This window comes from Candidatus Competibacter phosphatis, assembly GCF_012939995.1.
GTDB lineage: Bacteria > Pseudomonadota > Gammaproteobacteria > Competibacterales > Competibacteraceae > Competibacter > Competibacter phosphatis.
This window is the reverse complement of record NZ_SPMZ01000009.1, coordinates 68,155-87,766: the sequence shown is the minus strand read 5'-3', so window position 1 is coordinate 87,766 and position 19,612 is coordinate 68,155. Positions and strand designations below refer to the sequence as shown.

The following is a 19,612-nucleotide window of genomic DNA, read 5'->3' as shown; positions in this document are numbered from 1 at the left end:
ATCACCTCTTTTTTTCTTTACTCGAACTCTGAGCGACTAAGCCCGGACTGGCGAATTATCGACAACAATGTTCCTATCCGAATTTCTTTGTGATCGGGAACCAGAACTGTGATAGTATTTCCTGGAACCTGCTTTTGCATTACTATGTAGCTTCCACGTTGGCGCGTTTTATTGAATCCGTGGTTTTCAAGGATCACATAGACTTCTTTTCCGGGTAAGGCCTTCAGCTTAACTAACTGCCACCTCTAATTGCGTTATATAGACTTCTTTGCGTAATCGCGCGCTGATTTCCTGTGCTGAAGCAGTTTCGAAAAAGAGTTCTAGGGCTTCTCTCAAATTATCTTTCGCCTCAAGAATAGAGTCTCCTTGGCTTGCTATATCTACTTCGGGGCACAGTGCAACATAACCATCATCCTCCTTTTCTATAATTATAGTTAGCCGTCTGTTCATCTTTTTTGCTTCTCTAAGGTTCATTCTTTGTCTGCCTAACGGGCGCGAGTTGAGGGTCATCCCGCACGGAGCGAAGCCACCGCCTCGCCGAGAAACACTGGAGTTTCTCCGGCGGTGATGAGCGGCGCTCACCCGAGCCGAGCGCGCTAGGGCGAAGCGTTTGATGGGGCGGCTGGTTAGACGGTGATGTGATCATAAAAACGACCTTCCGTGAAATCCCATGTAGAGTGCGGTGGCACCGATCACAATCGGGATAAGTGAGTAAGCAACAAAATGAACAACGTAGCCGGCCGTGTTGCCATATTGCTGCTGCATGTGGCCGAGTTTGCTCACCAGATGTGGGGCGAAGTGGCGAGCGTAGGCGGCGAACAGACCGAACCCAATTGCAGCCGCGCCAATTGCGATAGATGTCCAGTTCACATTCAGTCCTCTGTATGCTAAAAGCAGATGGTTAGCAGGTTGTGAGGCGCCGCTTAACTGGGCGTCCCAGCGAGCATAGCGAGCGCCTTGAACGCCTTGTTATGTGTTTTCATAGCGTTTGAGTATTTTCAACTCTCTGACTTTTGATGGCCACAAGATAACCTTATAGAAATCATCCGCCTCTTCCCATTCAGTTTCGATTGAATCGAGACCTTTCGCTAACGACAATGCAGCATAAGAGCCTTTCGGTAATTCGATACGCTTTGCATCTGACAGGTAATCAGTACACCCGAAAACTGCGCATCTTCCTGTTGGGAGATCGATATAGCCTATAGACGCGTGATCCCAGCCTTCGAGATCGATACTAGGCTCCTTTTCGAGAACCTCCACTTCGACATTTACATCGACATTTCGAAAAGTACCTACGGCAAGTGTGTTTGAAGAGACGGCTAGCTTTGCCTCCAAAGCCGAATCTGACCAAATCTCGGAGGTGTCGTCGTTTGCACTGTCATCCATCAAGTACAGCTGAAAATAATCAGCGAAGAGTTCGAATTGATGGATGGTCATGTGACTTCCTTTTTACACATAACGGGCGCGAGTTGAGCGTCATCCCGCACTGAGCGGAGCCACCGCCTCGCCGAAAAAACGCTGGAGTTTTTCCGGGCGGTGATGGGCGGCGGGGACGTGAGTACGGGACGACGAAGTCGCCCCGAAGGGGTGACGCTCCAATGAGGGTTCGACGGCGCTGCGCGCCGAGAACCCGCTATTGGGAACAACTCGCGGCCGTTCATCGGCGCGTAGCGCCGATGAACAAGAAGTAGACCTCATAAATGACGCCTTATTTTACGTCAAATTCGACGTATAGTTATGATAAATCAACGCCAACTCATTGTTAAATCTAATAAGTTGCATTCTAGCAATAACTATAATCGGTTTATCGAAAGCGTCATTTCTGAAACATGACGGTATCCGCATTGAGCAAGCCGGTTGGGCAGGATCAAGCGCTACGTGTCAGGCTCCGGAAAATGGTGTAACATCGAAGCCACGCTTTCAATCTGTTCTTCGTCGTATTACCAGAGGTTCCAACGGTACGGCCACTTTCAGTCCTTCCGTCTGGAGGCGTGTCATCACCGCCCGATTCACGGCGGTCTTCACCACCTCCGGCGAAACGATCTCGGGATGATGGTACACCTGAATCTTGTAGCGAACCCCATAACTTTCCAGCGTATCGACCACGGCGCGAATCGGCTGTTCTCCCAGCACCGCCCCGGTCATCACGGCTTGGCGGGCGCTTTCCTCCAATACTTGCTGGGCACGTTCGACCGGCACGGAAAACTCCAGCACCACCGGAATTTCCATCCGGCTGGGATAGGTGGGGCGGGAATAATTGGTGATTGCCGCATTGCTGATGATGCTATTGGGGATGACCACCAGGTTATTGTCCCGGGTCCAGAGGCGGGTGGTGCGCCAGTTCAGTTCCTCGACCCGGCCGAACTGGCGACCATGCCAGCGGGTGGCGATACCGATCCATTGCGACAAAGCGAAGGGTTGCTCCAGATTCAACACCAAACCGCTGAATGCATCGAGAATCAGATTCTGCAGGGCGATACCCAGAATCAACGTCAATAACCCGGAAGCCGCCAAGATCGTGGTCAGTGGTCGTTCGAACACGAACGCCAGAATGCACACGCCGGCAACACCGAACACCACCAGATTGACGAAGGTTCGAGCGACGTTCGGCACCGGATAGCGGGTTCGCCGCTCGATGGGACGCCAGACCAGTGGGGGCAACAGGGCCACCACGAACAGCGCCGGCAGCAGCCACCACAGACTCTTGAAGAACAGCAGCATCAATTCGAGTTGGTAGAGTTCCAGGCGTTCGGCATACAGCGCGTTGAACAGGTTTTCCAGCAGATACAGCAGGCAGGCGCTGGCCACTAGGCGCACCAAGGCCATCGGCACCGGATAGCGGTGTTGCAGCCAGGGTGTCCAGGTAATCAGGAACAGCGCGCCGAAAAAGAGGAACCATGGCCAACTGAAGCGATCCGGTAAGAATCGGGCAAGCTGGCGCTGCAGGGAAACTTCGCCATGGTGCCCCTGAATGTTGGCGTAAAAATAGGAATACGGCAGCGCGATCATCGGAAACAAAGGATCGCCGAGGGTACTGCGATTATGGATTTCCTGATACACGGTCGCGTCCCTGATCACCCAGCCCGAATCCGCCGCCAACACCTGTTCCGCCCGCAGGATTCGGCCCCAACCGCTGCGGCCCTCGCTCAAGCCCATGTTCCGACTGTCGGTCACGAACACCAGCCGGCTGTGGTCGAGGTGGGCATGGCGGAACTGGATCATGAAATCTTCGTTGCCGTCGATCAGATTGCGGTGCGTGGTGGTGTAACGGAAGGTGCCCTGTACCCGGAACGCGCGATACTGTTCCCCCAGCAGCTCCCGAGCGACAAGGGGCTTTGCCAGCCGAAGGAGGGTGACGGCATTGGGAAACACGATGTTCTCGGTATCCAATTCGCCGCTAAAGCGGAACCACAAATCGAAATCGGCTTGAAAGGTGCGTGCTTTTTCGTCGATGGCGTGCAGCTTGTTCAAATGGATGCCGGTGTAGACCACCTGCACGATCTGCAACAAGCTGTTGCCTAGATCGATGATGTTCTCGCCCTGTGCCCGCAGGGTGCTGATCAATTCCGGGTCTTTGACCAGTCGCAACTGCCGGGTGGCGGGGGTGATGTGCCCGTCTTTGGCGCGAGCGATGTAGATGGGCCGAATCGCGTCGCCCTCCGCATCGAAATACAGCGGCCCCATCAGACTCGACACGGCACGCGCCGGAGTATTCATGACCGCGAGCTGCTCGCGCACGGCGTTGCGTAGGCCGGGCACATCGTCCAAGTCGACGCTGGGCAAGCGTCGCAGGGCTTCGGCGATGGCCAGCGCGCTGTCGTAGGCGTAAATGGCGCTCCAGATCGGATCTTCCCGGTAGATCGCCGCGTAATCGTCGAGAAACTGCCGGGCCGCCGCCGTCGCCGTATCCGGGATGAACGGCGCGGCGATGTACATGCCGTCGGTGAAATGCGGGGGAGGGTCCAGGTCGGCCATCGGCGCTTCATCCTGCTCGGCGGCAAAGCCGGCCAGCGCCAGCGAATCGGTGCCGAGCAACTGGGCTTTGACGCCGCGCTTGCGCAGCGCCTGCACCAGGGGCTTGGCTTGCGGCGGACGCAGGATCAGCAGGATGGCCTGGGTCTTACCGTCCGCCGCCAGCAGCGTCGCCGCCGTCTCGATGTCTTCCGGGCTGGGTTGGCTGGGCAGCGCGATCTGGTGGCGGATGCGCAATCCGATGGCATCCGCCGTCAGTGTGAAAGTCCGGTTCAAGGTGGTGGCGTAGAGATCCTCCAGATGCACCACGGCTATGGAGGAATCATTCAGCACCGATCTGATGTAGTGGGCGAGAATGTTTGCTTGCAGGTCATCGTTGAAAATGACCCGGAAATACCAAGGGTTGAACAGGGTCACGTTGGGGTTGGTCGAGGTCGGCGTGACGGCGGGTACCTTGTACAGTCGGTATAGATTGCCGGCGGCGCGGGAAGCGGTGCTGGAACCGTGGCCGATCACGGCGACGATATCCTTGCTGGTGCCGATCTGTTCGGCGACTTTCTCGGCTTGTTCGGCGTTACGCCGATCGTCGAACGGTTGAAGAACGAGTGGATGGCCGTGGATACCGCCTTCGGCGTTGATTTTGTCGGCCAGCAGTTGAGCGCCGCGCAGCATGGCGATGCCGGAAGGCGCATTGGGTCCGCTGAAGGCATTGGCGACGGCGATCCTGATCGGTTCCGCTTCCAGGGATACTTGACGCGAAGACAGGCCGGCCAGCGAAGCGCTGAACCGCCACAACAGTAGCGCCACGACCAGCACGAACATCGCCGCAAACACGGCGACGAACAGCGTCTTGCGCGGCAATGACCGGAAGGAAACCCAGGGGATTGGTTCGATCTGAATGCGTTCCTATTTCTGCTTGGACGAACGTCGTCGCGACTTTGTTGGGGCCGGGCTGGCTTGCACGGGGGGATTGGCACTGTTGGCGGTGGCGGTCGTCGCGCTTGCGCCCGCCGACTCCAGGGTCTTTTCTTCCGCCGCCAGCCAGAAATCGAGCGCCGAACCGTACTGGCGTCCCGCCGCCTCCCAAAGCTGGTAGGCCGTCTTGCGGATTTGCTCCAGGTAATCCGCCGGCGAAAATGCCTCGAAGGTCTTGGCCAGGGCTTCCTCCTTGCCGATGCTGGCGCCGGCGGCGCGCAGCGTGGAATGCATGAGGAGTCGCAGGTGTTTTTCGGCGGCAAGCCAGTAATCCAGCGAACGCTCTTGCCGCTCGTTGCTGGCCAGCCACATTTGGCGAGCGAGATCGCGGATACGGTAGAAATAAAGGCTGCGCAAGGCCGAGGGCCAATTAGTCGTTGCTTCCCAGGCCGAGGTCGCGGTGGTATTCGCCAGCCGGGCCGAGTCGGCCGCCAGCTCAATGACCATCCGTTCCGCCATCAACCAGAAATCGAGAGCACGGCCGACCTCGTTGCCAGCCGATTGCCAGATATGATAAGCAAGGTTGTGAATTTCTTGTTCTAGATCGTTTTCCATGAGCCTGATACGCCTGTTCGTTGTCGGTCTACATGGGATCAATCGGCCTCGCCAACAGGTCAACGAGGCGGTTGAGGCCCGAGCGGTTACCCTCACAACTTTAGCTGATGGCAACGGCACCCTCTATTGGGAAGTAATATTTGACGGGTAAATCCCGTATAAAAATTGCCGGCGGATCGGGCGAGTTTGCTATCTTCCGATGGAACGGTGCTTGAACCGAGCGGAGGGTTCGAGCGGAACGCAATCTGGGCGAACATGCGAGGAAATACCGATGAGAAATCGAGTGGCGATGGTTTTCATGCTGGTGTTTTTCCCTTGGTTGGCGCTGTCTGTGGCGTGTTCGAGCGCGCCCGATCACGGGACGATGGACGACACTCGGCCGGCGGATTCCACGGCGGGCGATGGTCTGGCCGGTACCTCGTGGCGTCTGGTCAGGATTCTGATGATGGACGATCGGGTCTATACGCCGGACGAGCGCTCGAAATACACCATGCTTCTGCGGCGGACGGGCGGGTCGAGCTGCGGGCGGATTGCAATCGCGGTCAGGGTAGCTGGTCCGAGCCAGCGCCGGGCCAACTGCGCTTCGGTCGGCTGGTAACCACGCGGGTGATGTGCCCGTCGAAGTCCTTGTCCGATCGCTTCATCCGTGGCTTGGGCGACGTGCGCTCCTATCTGTTCCGGGGCGGGCGGCTCTATCTGTCGCTGATGGCGGACGGCGGCGTCTATGAGTTCGAGCCGATGCCGAGGTGAAGGGGTGGAGGCCGCGCAAGTTCATCTACTCTTCAGCCGCCTGCAAGCCGCCTGCCCAAAGCCGACCACCGAACTGCGTTATCTCAGCCCGTTCGAATTGCTGGTGGCGGTGATCCTGTCGGCGCAATCCACCGATAAAAAAAGTCAACGAGGCCACCGCCCGGCTGTTTCCGCTCGCCAATACTCCACGAGCGTTGCTGGATTTGGGTGAGGCGGCATTGAAGGCGCACATCAAGACCATCGGCCTGTACAACGGCAAAGCCGCCAACATTCTCAAAACCTGCGCGTTGTTGCTGGAACGGTACGATGGCGAGGTGCCGCGCGACCGGGCGGCGCTGGAGGCGTTGCCGGGTGTCGGCCGCAAGACCGCCAACGTCATCCTCAACACCGCCTTCGGCGAACCGACCATCGCGGTCGATACGCATATCTTCCGGGTCGCCAACCGCACCGGACTGGCGCCGGGCAAAACCGTGCGGGCCGTGGAAGAAGGCTTGCTGGCCGCGACGCCGGAGGAGTTCAGGCACGACGCCCATCACTGGCTGATCCTGCATGGCCGCTATGTCTGCACCGCCCGCAAGCCGCGGTGTTGGGCCTGCCCGATCCGCGATCTCTGTGCCTATCCCGACAAGAGCGAGGTGAATTGATGTTCGGCAGCGACCGCGACGGCCTGCGTCGCTACTACCGCACGGTGTGGGAAAAAGCCGGCTCCGATCAGCCGCTGGAACCGCTGGAACGCCTCATCGCCGAGGTGATCCGCGAGCATCCCGAATATCAGCCGGTATTGGCCGGCGGCGAGAGCGCCCTGTCGCGCGACTACACCCCGGAGATGGGGCAAACCAACCCCTTCCTGCACATGGGCATGCACATCGCGATTCGGGAGCAACTGGGTGGCGACCGCCCGGCCGGCATTCTCGCGGTTCACCAGCGGCTTTGTCGGCGGCTGGACAGCCACGCCGCCGAACATCTGATGATGGAATGTCTGGGCGAAACCTTGTGGGAGGCGCAGCGTGGCGGCGGCGAACCGGACGAACGGGTTTACCTGGAACGATTGCGGCGACTGGCACGGAAAACCTGATGGTCGCGCATGAAAAAACGCCAGCATCGGCTGGCGTTTTTCATGGTTGCGAAGGGTTACAGCGGTTGTTGTTCGAGATCGTTATCCTCGACCAGATCCTTGTAGGCGTGCCAACTGGCGTGACCGATCAGCGGCAGGGTGACGGCCAGACCGAGATAGAAGGTGACCAGTCCGATGCCGGTGAAGATCACGATCAGCCCCGCCCACAAGGCCATGGGCGCCGGATTGGCTTTCACGGCGGTAATGCTGGTCAACACGGCGGTGATGAAATCGACTTTCCGATCCAGCATCATCGGAATCGACACCACGCTGATCGTGAACACGGCGGCGGCGATGACCGCGCCCACCAAGGTGAAGACGATCAGAAAGGTCAGGCCGCTGCCCGAGAAAAACAGTTGCGCGGTCGAGGTGTCGAGGGTCGTGCTTTGGCCCGCGATGATCAAGGCGAACAGCAGCGTCGATAGCCGAGCCCAAATGATCATGAGGATGCCGATCAGGATGCCGAACAGCGCGATCGGCAGCACGTTGCGCCGCCAAGCCGTCAGTGCGCGGCCCAAGGTCGCCGGTTGGCCGGCTTCCAGGCGGCGGCTGATATCGTACAAACCCATGGCCAGGAACGGACCCGCCAGCAGGAAGCCGGTGGTCAGCGCCAGCGCGTACTGGAAGCTCGACTCGACCAGGTAGACCAGGACATAGCCCATGACCACGAACAGCAAGCCGTAAGGGATACTGGCGACGGGTGCCCGCCACAGGTCCTTCCAGCCGGCGGCGAGCCACTCCCAAGGCTGGTCGAACGAGACGAGGCGTACCCGGGGTGTGGTCAGGGAACTTTCGACAACGGGAATGGAAGTCACCATCAAATCCTCCTCAATGATGTTGCAATGCAAAACAATGAGTTGTTATTAGGTTCAAGCGTGGATGGCGCCACATATCGCGGCTGTGGTTCCATACAGCAAAGACTATATGAAGGCAAAAGAGTTGCAACAATGGAACAGGGGCTCGGTGGAGCCCCTGGGACTGGGAAGGTCGGGAAACCGCGTGGAACCGCCGGCTCGGGCTAGCTCCGCTGCGGGCGCAGCCGGCGGTAAAGATCGTAAGTCTGCTGGGCGATGCTGCGCCAGCTATAGTGCCGTTCGACCCGCTCGCGGCCCGCCTGACCCATGCGTTGCAGTAGCTCCGGGTCGTTGGCGAGACGGTTGATGGCGTCAGCCAGCCCGCGTTCGAACTTGGCGGGAGCGACGGGATCGTGCGGCGGCGCGGGCGACAGGTGCGGGTCCACCAGCAAGCCGGTTTCGCCCTCGACCACCACCTCGCAGATCCCGCCGGTCGCGCTGCCCACCACCGGCGTGCCGCAGGCCATGGCTTCCAGATTGATGATGCCGAATGGCTCGTAGATCGAGGGGCAGCAGAAGATGGTGGCATGCGAGTACAGCGCGATGGTGGCCGAACGCGGCAGCATTTTGGGAATCCAGACGATGCCGGAGCGCTGGGCTTGCAATTCCTGCACGATTTCCTCGATCTCGCGCTGCATGCTCAGGGTATCGGCATCGCCGGCGCATAACACCACTTGCAGTTTCGGATCGAGTCGCGGGATGGCTTGCAGCAGGTAGTACAGCCCCTTTTGCCGGGTGATTCGACCGACGAACAGCACGAAGGGGCGATCGGGGTCGATGCCGAGCTGAGCGAGAGTTTCGGGTTCGTGAACCGGATGGTATTCCTCGGTGTCGATGCCGTTAGGGATCACCACCACCCGGGTCGGTTCGACGTCGAATAGACGCAGGATATCGTCGCGGGTGCTGCGCGAAACGGCGATGATGGCATCGGCCATTTCCAGCGCGGTTTTCTCGATCCAGCATGAGAGATCGTAACCGTGGCCGAGTTGGTCGCGTTTCCAGGGGCGCAACGGTTCCAGCGAATGGACGGTGATCACCATCGGGATGTTGTAGAGGATCTTGGCAAGGATACCGCTGAAGTGGGCGTACCAGGTGTGGCAGTGGATGATCTCGGCGCAGCCGTCCAGATCGTCGCCGAGCCCCTGACCTACAAAGGCCAGACAGGTGCTCAGGGCCTTGAGCGGCGAGACGAAGGATTGCGGACAACCGGCGAAGTGGGTGGTATCCATCTTGATGCCACGTACATGCAACTGACCTTCGTCGACCGTTTGGTCGTGAAAACTCCGCACCTCGACTGGGGTCAGCTTGGCCAGCTCGCGCGACAGATATTCGACGTGAACGCCGGCGCGCCGGTAAACGTGGGGGGGGGTATTCGTTGGTGGTCAGCAGGACACGCATTGTTGTTGTGCTCCCTTGGTCGGGCGGGCGGCGGAAATTGGAGGGATTCCGACGGTGCGTTTGGTCGGAACGAGTTTGACGGTGAATTATGCCAAGCCCAGCACGGTTTTTGAAAGGGCGGTGTCGTGATCGGCGGCGGTTGCGGGCGGGATTCGGAACGCCAACAGCTTGCTCGCAAGGCGTAAACTTCAGGCTAACGATAAACCCGCAAGGTCGGATCGAATGCGCGTTCCCCGATTTTATCTGCCCATGTCGCTAGTGACCAGTGCGACCGTGCCGCTAAACGAGCATGCGTTCAACCACGCCGTGCGCGTCTTGCGACTCAAGCCCGGCGCGCCGCTGGTGTTGTTCGACGGCGAAGGCGAGGCGTTCGCGGCGACGCTGGGCGAGGTCGGCAAACGGGAGGCATGGGCGCGGGTGGCGGAAGCGCTGCCCGAGGAGGCGGAGCCTCCGCTGCGGATCGTGTTGGCGCAAGGCGTCTCGCGCGGTGAGAAGATGGATCACACGGTGCAAAAGGCGGTGGAATTGGGCGTCGCCGCGATCCAGCCGTTGTTTGCGGAACGCGGCGGAGTCGGTCTGTCCGGCGAGCGCTTGTCGCGCAAGATCCAGCATTGGCGAGGCATCGTGATCGGCGCCTGCGAGCAATGTGGTCGCAACCGATTACCGGAATTGCGGGAGCCCTTGGCGCTGGCCGCCTGGTTGACGTCGCCGATGGCGCCGGGTCCATACTTGTTGCTCGATCCCTTGGCGGAACAAGGCTTGCGTGATCTGGATCCGCCCACAGGGGCGATCACGTTGCTGATCGGTCCCGAGGGCGGCTTGAGTCCGGCGGAAATCGCCCAGGCGCGGACGGCGGGATTCAGCGGCGTCCGTCTGGGACCGCGCGTCTTGCGGACCGAAACCGCCGGCGTGGCGGCGCTGGCGGCGGTGCAAGCGCTGTGGGGTGATTGGGATTAGGCAAAGTCGTTTTCGAGCACGATCCGATAACGGGCCTTGCCGGCTTCCAGATGCGCCAGCGCCTCGTTGACCTGGCTCATCGGGAAGTGTTCGGTCACGGGCGCAATTTGATGCCGGGCGCAGAAATCCAGCATTTTGCGGACGGTGGCTGGCGAACCGAGTGGAGAACCCGAGAGGCTCTTTTGCCCACCGATGAGGGAAAAAGCGGCGACCGGGATCGGAGACAGGACCGCTCCGACCGTATGCAGTCGTCCTTTCGGCCTGAGAACGTTCAGAAAGGCCGGCCAGTTCAGATCGACGTTGACGGTTGAGAGGACGAAATCCAGCGAACCGGCGATCTTGTCAAGTTGTCCGTCGTCGCGGGAATTGACGACCTGATGCGCGCCCATGCCCAAGGCTTCGTTCCGCTTGGAATCGCTGGAGGTGAAGGCCGTTACTTCGCAACCCCATTTATTCAGGAACTGAATGGCCAAGTGACCCAGCCCGCCGATGCCGACCACGCCGACCCGGTCGGTGGGTTTTACGTCAAATTGGACGATGGGATTGAACACGGTGATGCCGCCGCAGAACAAGGGCCCTGCCTTCTTTATATCCAGGCCAGGCGGTAACAGGGTGGCCCACTCGGCGTTGCAACGCACCTTGTTGGCAAACCCGCCGTGGCGGCCGACGATGGTTTGCTCGCCGCTGGGGCACAGGTTGTGGTCGCCGCCCATGCACTGGTCGCAGGTCATGCAACTGCCGCTGAACCAGCCCAGGCCGACCGTGTCACCGACCTTGAGGTGGGTGACGTGGTTGCCGATTTGGGCGATGGTGCCGACGACTTCATGACCCGGCACCAGTGGATAGCTGCTGTTATGCCAATCGTTGTGCAGCATGGAGAGATCGGAATGGCAGACGCCGCAGGCGATGACGTCGATCTCGACCTGATCCGGCTTCAGTTCGCCCGGATCGTACTCGAAGGGAGTGAGTTTGCCCTTGGCTTCATGGGCGGCATAGGCTCGAATCATGGGAGGTCCTCCGAAAGTGTGAACGACGTTTCGAATGGAGAGGGCAATGGTGATCGCTTTCAAAGATGCTTAGACGACGACGGCAGGTCCAGTTCCGTTTGAGTGTCAGTCCGCGGCAGCATTTTCAGGACCACGGGTGTGGTACGTACCATCGGCACGAACCGGCCTTGCTCGATCAGCGGAATCGGCACGGCCCAGATCAAGCGCAGCAACCCAAACAGGCCCAATAGACCGAGTACGGTCGCGGAGTAGGCGGGGAGGGTGCCGGGTCCAAACCCGTCCATCAGCGGGCCGCCGATCGCCGGACCGGCAATCGAACCCATGCCGAAGATCAGCAACAAGCCGCGAGTGGCGTCCAGCACATCACCGGGGGCGCTCAAACGGTCGTTCATATGCGCCACGCTCAGGCTGTAGATCGAAAACATCAGGCCGCCGTACAAGAAAGCGCAGGCGGTCAGCGCCACCAGCGACGCATACATGACCCGCAGCACCAGCAACGCGACCAGGGCGGCGGCGAAGCTGACCAGAGTCAGCATGAAGCGCCGGCTGTAATGATCGGACAATCGACCGATCGGCCATTGCAGCAGTGCGCCGCCGATAATGGTGGCGCTCATGAACAAGGCAATGCTTTCCTCCGACAATCCCACCCGTTGCGCGAATACGGCGCCCAGGCTCCAGAAAGCGCCGCTGACGATGCCGGCGATGAACGCGCCGCCGGCGGCCAGCGGCGCCAGCCAGAACAGACGAGTCAGGCGCACCGGCGGGGTCGCCAGTGGTTGCGGAGCATGGATGCGGGTGGCGGCGATGGGCACCAGTCCCAAGGTGAACAGCATGGATGCAACGGCGAAAAGTGTCAGAGCGCCAGTGTCGCCGGTCAGGATCAGGTATTGTCCAGCGGCCAGGCTAGCCAGCGTCACCATCATGTAGATGGCGAAGATGCGGCCGCGCGTATGGGGTGAGGACTGTTCGTTGAGCCAGCTTTCCACCACCGTGTAGACGCCGACGACCGCAATGCCGGTGATCACGCGCAGCGCCGCCCAGACCAACGGATGGACTATCAATCCATAGCACAGCACGGATGCCGAGCCGATCGCCGCCAGAGCCGCAAAGCTGCGAATATGACCCACCCGGCGAATGAACGCCGGCACCAGAAAGGTGCCCATGACATAGCCCAGGAAATAGGCCGCCATCAATGCGCCGATGGCGGTGTTGGTAAAACCTTCCAGCCGTGCCCGGATGCCCAGTAGAGTCCCCAGCAGGCCGTTTCCCACCAGCAAGGTGCCCAGGCCCAATAACAGCATGGCGATGGTGCCGGACATGCAAGTTCAACTTTTGGCGGTGGAATTAAGGCCCCTCTCCCGGCTGAGGGAGAGGGGCATGGGTAAGGGAAGCATCCCTCAATGAGTCGGTAGGTCGATGCGCACCGTATCGCGCAACACGCCATCCAGGCCGCCGAACACGGTCAGCCGTTCGACCTTATCGACCACCTTCTCCAGCGCCTCCAGTTCCTTCAGGCGCAACAGAATCGGGTTCTCTTCCATCAGCTTCGCCGTGTTGAGCAGCGAGCGGGTGGCGGCGACTTCCTCGCGCCGGCGGATGACGTTGGCCTGTGCCGCCTTTTCGGCGGTCACCACCTGGTTGAGAATATCCTTCATCTCACCGGGCAGGATCACGTCCTTGATGCCGACGGTTTCCAGCGCCAGCCCGTGCGGTTCGACCCGTTCCGCCACGTAGTTCCGCACGACCCGATCCAGTTGGTCCTTGTCGCCGAGCAGGCCATCCAGTGGCTGGGTGCCGATCGCCTGCCGCAAACCGAACTGCAAGGTCCGATACAGGTACTCGGCGATGTTGCCCAGGTCGCCGCGCGCCTTGACCGGGTCGGCGATGCGGTAGACCGCCGACAGGTTGACCCGCAGGCTGACCTTATCCTTGGTCAGGATTTCCTGGCCGGAGACTTCCACGGTCTGTAAACGCAGATCCACGGTTTCCACCTTGACCGACCGGTTGAAGCGCCAGAAGGCGTGCAGACCGGGTGGCAGGGTGCGGACCAGTTCGCCATCCACCAGCAGCAGACCGATGTGCTGGTCTTCGACCTCGGCGGCCAGAGTGAAGCCGTTCAGGGTCTTGGCCAGCGTGGCCGAGGGTCGCGCCAGCAGTGCGGCGTGTGCCCGCGACAGGGCGTAATCGCTACCGATGTCCAGCAGCTCCACCTTGACCTCGACCGGACCGCGCCAGTACGCCTGCCGGGTCGCCGGCGGCAACACGCCTGCCAGGCGGCCGTTCTTGTAAATCAGGCCGACCTGATGTTCGCCGGTTTCCACGACCTGGAAGTGTCGTGCCACCAAAGCCGGTTCGGTCCGTAGTAGTACATCCAGCCACGGGTGATCGAACTCGGCCACGCTCAGGTCGTAACGCTGTACCTCGTGGCGGCGCAGCGGATCGAACCAGCGGTAGACTCCCGGTTCCAGAATGGCCGCCAGCCGGCGGTCGTACAGGTGAAGCCCACGCTCGTTTTGGGCAATGACGATTCGTTGGAATCCCAACATGTTGATTCTCCTTGTGGGTATATTCTCAGTCTTCCTGTTCCGCCGCATCCGGCGGGTGAGCGTGGCGTGTTGCTATCGGCACCGAATCCGGTCCGCCACCGCCGAAGTTCAAAAGGTCATCGTGTCGAGGCTCCTGCCGGTTGCATGAAATTCAGGTTGAAGAAAGTGGGAGCGCCCCACGCCCGCATGACGGGCCATGGGGCGGACCGAGCGGATCATCGGCGGACCAGCGGCGAGACGCATCATCCTGATTTGTCATCGCAACCGGCTGGCCGATGATCGGCGTCGGTCCGTAGCCCATTGCGCAAGATCACGCGGTCGTTGCGGGTCGATCACCGTTCCCTTGCCGAAGCGTCGGAGCGGCGACCGCCCGCCGGGGCGGTCCCTGGGTACTGCGAGGATGGGCGGATTCGAACCGCAAGCCGTGACAGGGCTTTATCCAGTGAAAAGGAGGGAGTCGAACCCTCGACCGGCTGATGATGAGTCAGCTGCTCTACCCACTGAGCTACATTTCCTCGCTTCGAAGTCCCACCACTGCCCGATACACGCCGTGCGATGGTTAGCCTGAGCGCGCCGGACCGGCATTCGGAACCGGTACCGCTGTGCGGCGGTGGGGCTGCTTCGAACTGGTTACGAAAAAAACGAAACCCCGGAAGGCGCACCGCCGACCGGGGTTCTTTATGTTCCCGCTCGAAGGGTTGCCTGGCGCGAACCCTTCGAGCTGAATCTCGTGGGGTCTACGTCGGGTCCACCGCTGGCGCGCAACCGCGCGGGGCCGGCAAACGCCGGTCGGCGATGGATGAGAAATGGGGATTACGAAGTTTCTGGTTCATAGGGTGGCGGATTATAGCCGGAAAAAAACTCCGGTCAAGCATTGCGTTGACAAGTTTCAAAGGCCCGCCGCGCCTCGGTGACCGCCGCCAGCCGTTCCCGCCGCAGCGCCTCGGCTAGCGCCAGTCCGCTCAAACCCTGTTGCACCAGCGGTCGCGCCTGTACGGCGGCGGCGGCCTGGTGAACCTGGCGCAGCAGGTCGGCCTGCGGATAGTCTCGGTTTTCCAGTCCCAGCCGGCCGCGTGCATCGGCTTCGCAGGCCAGGAGGAACTGTTCGAAGCGTTGCGGTTTGCGCAGGGCGTCCAAACCCAGCAAGGTCTTGAGCAGGGTTTGCGGACGCAACTCCAGCGCGCGATGGCAATGCGTATGGTAGCGAGCGGTCGCCACAGCTAGTTCGCGATACAGATGCGGAATCCGCAAGCGCTGGCAGAACGACTGGACCAGATCGGCGCTGCGCTGTTCATGACCATGATGATGAGGCCATTCCTCGGGCGGGGTGGTGCCCTTGCCGAGATCGTGGACTAGCACGGCGAAGCGGGTGACCATGTCCGCCCCCAACCGTGCAGCTTGGGCCAGCGCCATCAAGGTATGAATACCGGTGTCGATCTCGGGGTGATGGACGGGAGGTTGGGGAACGCCGAACAGCCGGTCCAGTTCAGGAAAGATTCGCGCCAGTGCGCCGCAGTCGCGCAGGGTTTCGAAAAAGCGCTCCGACCGCGATTCGCTCAGGGCGCGCGCTGTTTCCGTCCAGACCCGCTCCGGCACCAGATGATCGACTTCGCCATTGGCGACCATGGCCCGCATCAGGTCCAGGGTTTCCGGCGCGACCCGAAAGCCCAGCGGCGCGTAGCGGGCGCTGAAACGGGCGACGCGGAGAATCCGCACCGGGTCCTCGGCGAAAGCCGGCGAGACGTGGCGCAACCAGCGGGCTTCGAGATCGCGGGCGCGTGGTAAGGGTCGATCAGGTGGCCGTCAGCGTCGCGAGCCATGGCGTTAATGGTCAGATCGCGACGCCGGAGATCGTCCTCCAGCGTGACCTCCGGCGCGGCATGAACGCTGAAACCGTGATAACCGGGCGCGGTCTTGCGCTCGGTGCGGGCCAGTGCATACTCCTCGTGGGTGTCCGGGTGCAGGAACACCGGAAAATCCTTGCCGACCGGCCGGAAGCCGCGCGCCAGCAATGCGTCCGGCGTGGCGCCGATCACCACCCAGTCGCGTTCCCGGACCGGCAGCTTTAACAACTCGTCGCGCACCGCGCCGCCGACCAGATAAATTTCCACGTTGTTCATGCGCATCGCTTGTTCGATCATGTTGGACAGTTGTCATGATACCTGATGGGCCGTCATGCGGGTTTTGTGGTCCGCTGGCCCGGCGAATTTTCGGAAATGCAATGCGGCCGCGAACGATACGATCGATACTCTGGACACTGGCGGTGAGAACCGGGTTCGCGCTGGGGTTGCCCGGTTGCGCCGAACTGGCTTATTACCGGCAGGCGGCGGTGGGGCAGTGGACCTTGTTCCAAGCCAGCCAGCCGGTGGCGGCGGTGCTGGCCGATCCGACGCTCTCCGTGGAACTGCGCCAGCGCTTGGAAACCGCCCGTGACTTGCGCGCGTTCGCCAGCACCGATCTGGCCCTTCCCGACAACGGCAGCTATCGGAGCTACGCCGATCTCGGGCGACCCTGGGTGGTCAAGAACGTTTTCGCCGCGCCTGAATTAAGTCTGGAGCCACGCCGCTGGTGTTTCCCGGTGGCTGGTTGCCTGAGCTATCGCGGTTATTTCGAGGCCGGGGCCGCGCAAGGCTTGGCCGAGGAGCTGCGGGCCGGTGGCGACGATGTATACGTCGCCGATATTTCCGCCTATTCGACGCTGGGCTGGTTCGACGATCCGCTGCTGAACACCTTCATCGGCTGGCCGGTCGGGCGGCTGGCGGAGCTGATGTTTCACGAACTGGCTCACCAGCGTTTGTACGTGGCCGACGATACCGCCTTCAACGAAGCATTCGCGACCGCGATGGGCCGCTTGGGCGCGGAACGCTGGCTGGAACGGCACGGCACGCCGCGTGAGCGGGAGGAATATGCCACCGATATCCGCCGCCGCGAGCAGTTTCTGCGACTGACGGCGGACGCCCGCGAACGATTGGCGGCAGTCTATGCTTCGTCTGGCGACGAAGCGGCGAAACGGACCGATAAACAACGTATCTTGACGCAACTGCGCGAGCAGTATCGGGAACTCAAGCAAGGTTGGGGCGGCTACACGGGCTATGATCGTTGGTTCGAACAGGATCTGAACAACGCCAAGTTGGCCGGGGTCAGTACCTACTATCGACAAGTGCCGGCGTTTCTGACCCTGTTCGAGCGGGAAGGACGGGATTTCGCGGCGTTTTATCGGGTGGCGGAAGCCATCGGACAGTTGCCGCCGCCGGAACGGGAAGCGCGGTTGCGGATGTTGTCGGCGCCGTTCCGGCTCGCGGGAAAACCGGTCCCGCTGGTTTCATCGGACTGATAACGGCCCATTCATAAAGCCCACTGGATCGAACATGCAGGCAAGCGACGTGGTACCCCTTCTCGAAGTTCGCGATCTGGCCGTCGCTTTCGGCGCGACCACGGCGGTCAAGCAGGTGTCGTTCACCTTGGAGCGTGGCCAAACCTTGGCGCTGGTCGGGGAGAGCGGTTCCGGTAAGTCGGTGTCGGCGCTTTCCATCCTGCAATTGCTGCCATATCCGCACGCTCGCCATCCCGGCGGGAGCATCCGCCTGCGTGGCGAGGAATTGCTGGGTGCGGCGCCGGCACGCCTGCGCGAGGTGCGCGGCAATCAGATCGCCATGGTGTTTCAGGAACCGATGACCTCGCTCAACCCCCTGCATTCCATCGAAAAGCAGATCGGGGAAACGCTGTGGTTGCATAAGGGATTGAGCGGCGACAAGCTCAAGGGGCGGATCGTCGAGCTGCTGAACCTGGTCGGTTTGCCCGACGCCGCGCAGCGCTTGAACGCCTTGCCGCATGAATTGTCCGGTGGCCAGCGTCAACGGGTGATGATCGCCATGGCCCTGGCCAACGATCCCGATATCCTGATCGCCGACGAGCCGACCACGGCGTTGGATGTCACCATCCAGGCGCAAATCCTGAAGCTGCTCAAGGAATTGCAGGGGCGGCTCGGCATGGCCATTCTATTTATCACCCACGATCTGAGCGTCGTGCGCAAGATGGCCGACCGGGTGTGCGTGATGCAGGCCGGCGAGGTGGTGGAAACCGGCGCGGTCGCCGAGTTGTTCGCCAACCCGCGACATCCCTACACCCGGCAATTGCTGGCCGCCGAACCCAGGGGCGAGCCACCACCGGAAAGCGACGATGCGCCGGAAGTCATGGCCGGCGACGATCTCAAGGTTTGGTTTCCACTCAAGCGCGGATGGCTGGGGCGAGTGGCCGATCATGTCAAGGCGGTCGATGGGGTCAATGTCCGGGTGAGGGAAGGACAAACCTTGGGCGTGGTGGGGGAGAGCGGTTCCGGCAAGACCACCTTGGGATTGGCGCTGCTGCGGTTGTTGTCCAGTAAGGGCGCGATTTGTTTCCGAGGTCAGCGCATCGATGAGCTGTCCGGCAAGACGCTGCGGCCGTTGCGCAAGTCCATGCAGATCGTGTTTCAGGACCCGTTCGGTTCGCTCAGTCCTCGGTTGTCGGTGGGCGAAATCGTTGAGGAAGGCTTGTTGGTGCATGGCTTGGCCGGGGACCGCACCGCCCGCCGTGCCCGGATCGCTCGGGCGCTGGAGGAAGTGGGGCTGGACCCGGACACCCAGGACCGTTATCCGCACGAATTTTCCGGTGGCCAGCGCCAGCGCATCGCCATCGCCCGCGCCCTGGCTTTGCAGCCCCGACTGTTGGTGCTCGACGAGCCGACCAGCGCCTTGGATGTGTCGGTGCAGGCCCAGATCGTCGATTTGTTGCGCGAGTTGCAGCGTCGTTATCGGCTGGCTTACATCTTCATCAGCCACGATTTGCGGGTGGTGCGGGCGCTGGCCAATCATCTGCTGGTGATGAAGAACGGCCGGGTGGTGGAAGCGGGTCCGGCGCGGCGGGTGTTTGCAAATCCAGAACATCCCTACACCCAGGCGCTGTTGGCGGCGGCCTTGAATCTGGAAGCGATGGGTAATGGGGTGGTGGCGGTCTGATGACGAACGGAACCAGGAATACCGAGCCGGAATGGGTGGAACTATTCACCGACGGCGCTTGCTCCGGCAATCCCGGCCCTGGCGGTTGGGGTGCCTTACTCCGCTACCAGGGGCATGAAAAGGAACTGTCTGGCGGCGAAGCGGACACCACCAACAACCGCATGGAGTTGCTGGCGGTCATCCATGGCCTGGAGGCCCTGAAACGCCCGGTCCAGGTGCGGATCTGCACCGATAGCCAGTACGTCATGCGCGGCATCACCGAATGGCTGGCGTCCTGGAAGCGGCGCGGCTGGAAAACCGCCGACCGTCAGCCAGTCAAGAATGTCGATCTCTGGCAACGGCTGGAATCGGCCCTGACCCCGCATCAAGTGGAGTGGGAATGGGTGCGCGGCCACAGTGGCCATCCTGAAAACGAACGAGTGGATCAACTGGCGCGGGAAGCGATTACCCGCCTCAAGTCAAGCAAGGTTTGAACGGAGCGAAGGGC

Annotated in this window: 19 protein-coding genes, 1 tRNA gene and 2 pseudogenes; 9 read left to right on the top strand and 13 right to left on the bottom strand. The window is 61.1% G+C overall.

Annotated features, from left to right (window positions below; translation table 11 throughout):
* Positions 1–17: 17 nt before the first annotated feature.
* The 6 genes from E4P82_RS03000 to E4P82_RS02975 all read right to left on the bottom strand — a co-directional run bounded on the left by E4P82_RS03000 (position 18) and on the right by E4P82_RS02975 (position 5,502).
* Positions 18–227 (bottom strand): type II toxin-antitoxin system HicA family toxin, encoded by a 210-nt coding sequence (locus tag E4P82_RS03000; protein WP_169247541.1) that lies wholly within the window; start codon positions 225–227, stop codon positions 18–20.
* A gap of 1 nt (position 228) precedes the next feature.
* Positions 229–450 carry a type II toxin-antitoxin system HicB family antitoxin gene (locus E4P82_RS02995; RefSeq protein WP_169247504.1) on the bottom strand — a complete coding sequence of 74 codons (222 nt, stop codon included), beginning with the start codon at positions 448–450 and terminating at the stop codon, positions 229–231.
* Positions 451–642: 192 nt separating this feature from the next.
* The gene (locus E4P82_RS02990) at positions 643–870 is read right to left on the bottom strand and encodes a hypothetical protein (protein WP_169247503.1); all 228 of its coding nucleotides are present in this window, start codon (positions 868–870) and stop codon (positions 643–645) included.
* Positions 871–969: 99 nt separating this feature from the next.
* Positions 970–1,437: a hypothetical protein gene (locus E4P82_RS02985; RefSeq protein ID WP_169247502.1), complete on the bottom strand. Its 468-nt coding sequence runs from the start codon at positions 1,435–1,437 to the stop codon at positions 970–972.
* 483 nt (positions 1,438–1,920) lie between these two features.
* Positions 1,921–4,833: an ABC transporter substrate-binding protein gene (locus E4P82_RS02980; protein WP_169247501.1), complete on the bottom strand. Its 2,913-nt coding sequence runs from the start codon at positions 4,831–4,833 to the stop codon at positions 1,921–1,923.
* 45 nt (positions 4,834–4,878) lie between these two features.
* The gene (locus E4P82_RS02975; RefSeq protein ID WP_169247500.1) at positions 4,879–5,502 is read right to left on the bottom strand and encodes a DUF2934 domain-containing protein; all 624 of its coding nucleotides are present in this window, start codon (positions 5,500–5,502) and stop codon (positions 4,879–4,881) included.
* A 271-nt stretch (positions 5,503–5,773) separates the two neighbouring features.
* Between E4P82_RS02975 and E4P82_RS21695 the strand changes: the two genes are divergently transcribed.
* The 4 genes and pseudogenes from E4P82_RS21695 (at position 5,774) to E4P82_RS02960 (ending at position 7,327) form a co-directional block, all read left to right on the top strand.
* Complete coding sequence (locus tag E4P82_RS21695; RefSeq protein WP_246327335.1) at positions 5,774–6,100, top strand: hypothetical protein; 327 nt, start codon at positions 5,774–5,776, stop codon at positions 6,098–6,100.
* On the top strand, positions 5,986–6,252 hold the full coding sequence (locus E4P82_RS02970; RefSeq protein WP_312914022.1) for an META domain-containing protein: 267 nt from the start codon (positions 5,986–5,988) through the stop codon (positions 6,250–6,252). The genes E4P82_RS21695 and E4P82_RS02970 overlap by 115 nt, the downstream gene beginning before the upstream one ends.
* Positions 6,227–6,896, top strand: a pseudogene (gene nth / locus E4P82_RS02965) (endonuclease III). The gene E4P82_RS02970 and the pseudogene nth overlap by 26 nt, the downstream one beginning before the upstream one ends.
* Complete coding sequence (locus E4P82_RS02960) at positions 6,896–7,327, top strand: DUF1841 family protein (RefSeq protein WP_169247498.1); 432 nt, start codon at positions 6,896–6,898, stop codon at positions 7,325–7,327. Before nth ends, E4P82_RS02960 begins: the two are co-directional and overlap by 1 nt.
* 56 nt (positions 7,328–7,383) lie before the next feature.
* Here E4P82_RS02960 and E4P82_RS02955 read toward each other — a convergent pair whose 3' ends face one another.
* A complete protein-coding gene (locus E4P82_RS02955; RefSeq protein WP_169247497.1) occupies positions 7,384–8,184 on the bottom strand; it encodes a DUF2189 domain-containing protein in 801 nt (266 codons plus the stop codon).
* Between the two features lie 200 nt (positions 8,185–8,384).
* Positions 8,385–9,533, bottom strand: a complete 1,149-nt coding sequence (glgA, locus tag E4P82_RS02950; RefSeq protein WP_312914020.1) for a glycogen synthase — start codon at positions 9,531–9,533, stop codon at positions 8,385–8,387.
* On the opposite strand from glgA, the gene E4P82_RS23055 reads away from it, so the two are divergent.
* Positions 9,465–9,731: a hypothetical protein gene (locus E4P82_RS23055; protein WP_312914000.1), complete on the top strand. Its 267-nt coding sequence runs from the start codon at positions 9,465–9,467 to the stop codon at positions 9,729–9,731. The two genes, glgA and E4P82_RS23055, sit on opposite strands and share 69 nt — an antisense overlap.
* Before the next feature lie 109 nt (positions 9,732–9,840).
* A complete protein-coding gene (locus E4P82_RS02945) occupies positions 9,841–10,575 on the top strand; it encodes a 16S rRNA (uracil(1498)-N(3))-methyltransferase (protein ID WP_169247496.1) in 735 nt (244 codons plus the stop codon).
* Here the strand turns inward: E4P82_RS02945 and ahr are convergent.
* The 5 genes and pseudogenes from ahr to E4P82_RS02920 form a co-directional block, all read right to left on the bottom strand.
* Entirely contained in the window at positions 10,572–11,582 is a 1,011-nt protein-coding gene (ahr, locus tag E4P82_RS02940; protein ID WP_169247495.1) for an NADPH-dependent aldehyde reductase Ahr, read from the bottom strand. The genes E4P82_RS02945 and ahr overlap by 4 nt on opposite strands.
* A gap of 59 nt (positions 11,583–11,641) precedes the next feature.
* On the bottom strand, positions 11,642–12,901 hold the full coding sequence (locus E4P82_RS02935; protein WP_169247494.1) for an MFS transporter: 1,260 nt from the start codon (positions 12,899–12,901) through the stop codon (positions 11,642–11,644).
* A gap of 78 nt (positions 12,902–12,979) precedes the next feature.
* A complete protein-coding gene (locus E4P82_RS02930) occupies positions 12,980–14,128 on the bottom strand; it encodes a slipin family protein (RefSeq protein WP_169247493.1) in 1,149 nt (382 codons plus the stop codon).
* A 441-nt stretch (positions 14,129–14,569) separates the two neighbouring features.
* A tRNA-Met gene (locus E4P82_RS02925) sits at positions 14,570–14,643 on the bottom strand.
* A 352-nt stretch (positions 14,644–14,995) separates the two neighbouring features.
* A pseudogene (locus tag E4P82_RS02920) lies at positions 14,996–16,239 on the bottom strand (multifunctional CCA addition/repair protein).
* A gap of 152 nt (positions 16,240–16,391) precedes the next feature.
* Here E4P82_RS02920 and E4P82_RS02915 point away from each other — a divergent pair.
* From E4P82_RS02915 to rnhA, 3 genes are read left to right on the top strand one after another with little or no spacing between them, the layout of a single operon-like run.
* Positions 16,392–17,462 (top strand): aminopeptidase, encoded by a 1,071-nt coding sequence (locus E4P82_RS02915; protein ID WP_312913996.1) that lies wholly within the window; start codon positions 16,392–16,394, stop codon positions 17,460–17,462.
* A 34-nt stretch (positions 17,463–17,496) separates the two neighbouring features.
* Positions 17,497–19,125 (top strand): ABC transporter ATP-binding protein, encoded by a 1,629-nt coding sequence (locus tag E4P82_RS02910; protein ID WP_169247491.1) that lies wholly within the window; start codon positions 17,497–17,499, stop codon positions 19,123–19,125.
* On the top strand, positions 19,125–19,598 hold the full coding sequence (gene rnhA, locus E4P82_RS02905) for a ribonuclease HI (protein WP_169247490.1): 474 nt from the start codon (positions 19,125–19,127) through the stop codon (positions 19,596–19,598). Before E4P82_RS02910 ends, rnhA begins: the two co-directional genes overlap by 1 nt.
* Positions 19,599–19,612: the final 14 nt, after the last annotated feature.

Coding starts and splice junctions, on each gene's coding strand:
- ahr (WP_169247495.1), bottom strand. CDS start 11,582: ATGATTCGAGCCTATGCCGCCCATGAAGCCAAGGGCAAACTCACTCCC.
- E4P82_RS02930 (WP_169247493.1), bottom strand. CDS start 14,128: ATGTTGGGATTCCAACGAATCGTCATTGCCCAAAACGAGCGTGGGCTT.
- E4P82_RS02945 (WP_169247496.1), top strand. CDS start 9,841: ATGCGCGTTCCCCGATTTTATCTGCCCATGTCGCTAGTGACCAGTGCG.
- E4P82_RS02955 (WP_169247497.1), bottom strand. CDS start 8,184: ATGGTGACTTCCATTCCCGTTGTCGAAAGTTCCCTGACCACACCCCGG.
- E4P82_RS02960 (WP_169247498.1), top strand. CDS start 6,896: ATGTTCGGCAGCGACCGCGACGGCCTGCGTCGCTACTACCGCACGGTG.
- E4P82_RS02935 (WP_169247494.1), bottom strand. CDS start 12,901: ATGTCCGGCACCATCGCCATGCTGTTATTGGGCCTGGGCACCTTGCTG.
- E4P82_RS21695 (WP_246327335.1), top strand. CDS start 5,774: ATGAGAAATCGAGTGGCGATGGTTTTCATGCTGGTGTTTTTCCCTTGG.
- E4P82_RS23055 (WP_312914000.1), top strand. CDS start 9,465: ATGCAACTGACCTTCGTCGACCGTTTGGTCGTGAAAACTCCGCACCTC.
- E4P82_RS02995 (WP_169247504.1), bottom strand. CDS start 450: ATGAACAGACGGCTAACTATAATTATAGAAAAGGAGGATGATGGTTAT.
- rnhA (WP_169247490.1), top strand. CDS start 19,125: ATGACGAACGGAACCAGGAATACCGAGCCGGAATGGGTGGAACTATTC.
- E4P82_RS02975 (WP_169247500.1), bottom strand. CDS start 5,502: ATGGAAAACGATCTAGAACAAGAAATTCACAACCTTGCTTATCATATC.
- E4P82_RS02985 (WP_169247502.1), bottom strand. CDS start 1,437: ATGACCATCCATCAATTCGAACTCTTCGCTGATTATTTTCAGCTGTAC.
- E4P82_RS02910 (WP_169247491.1), top strand. CDS start 17,497: ATGCAGGCAAGCGACGTGGTACCCCTTCTCGAAGTTCGCGATCTGGCC.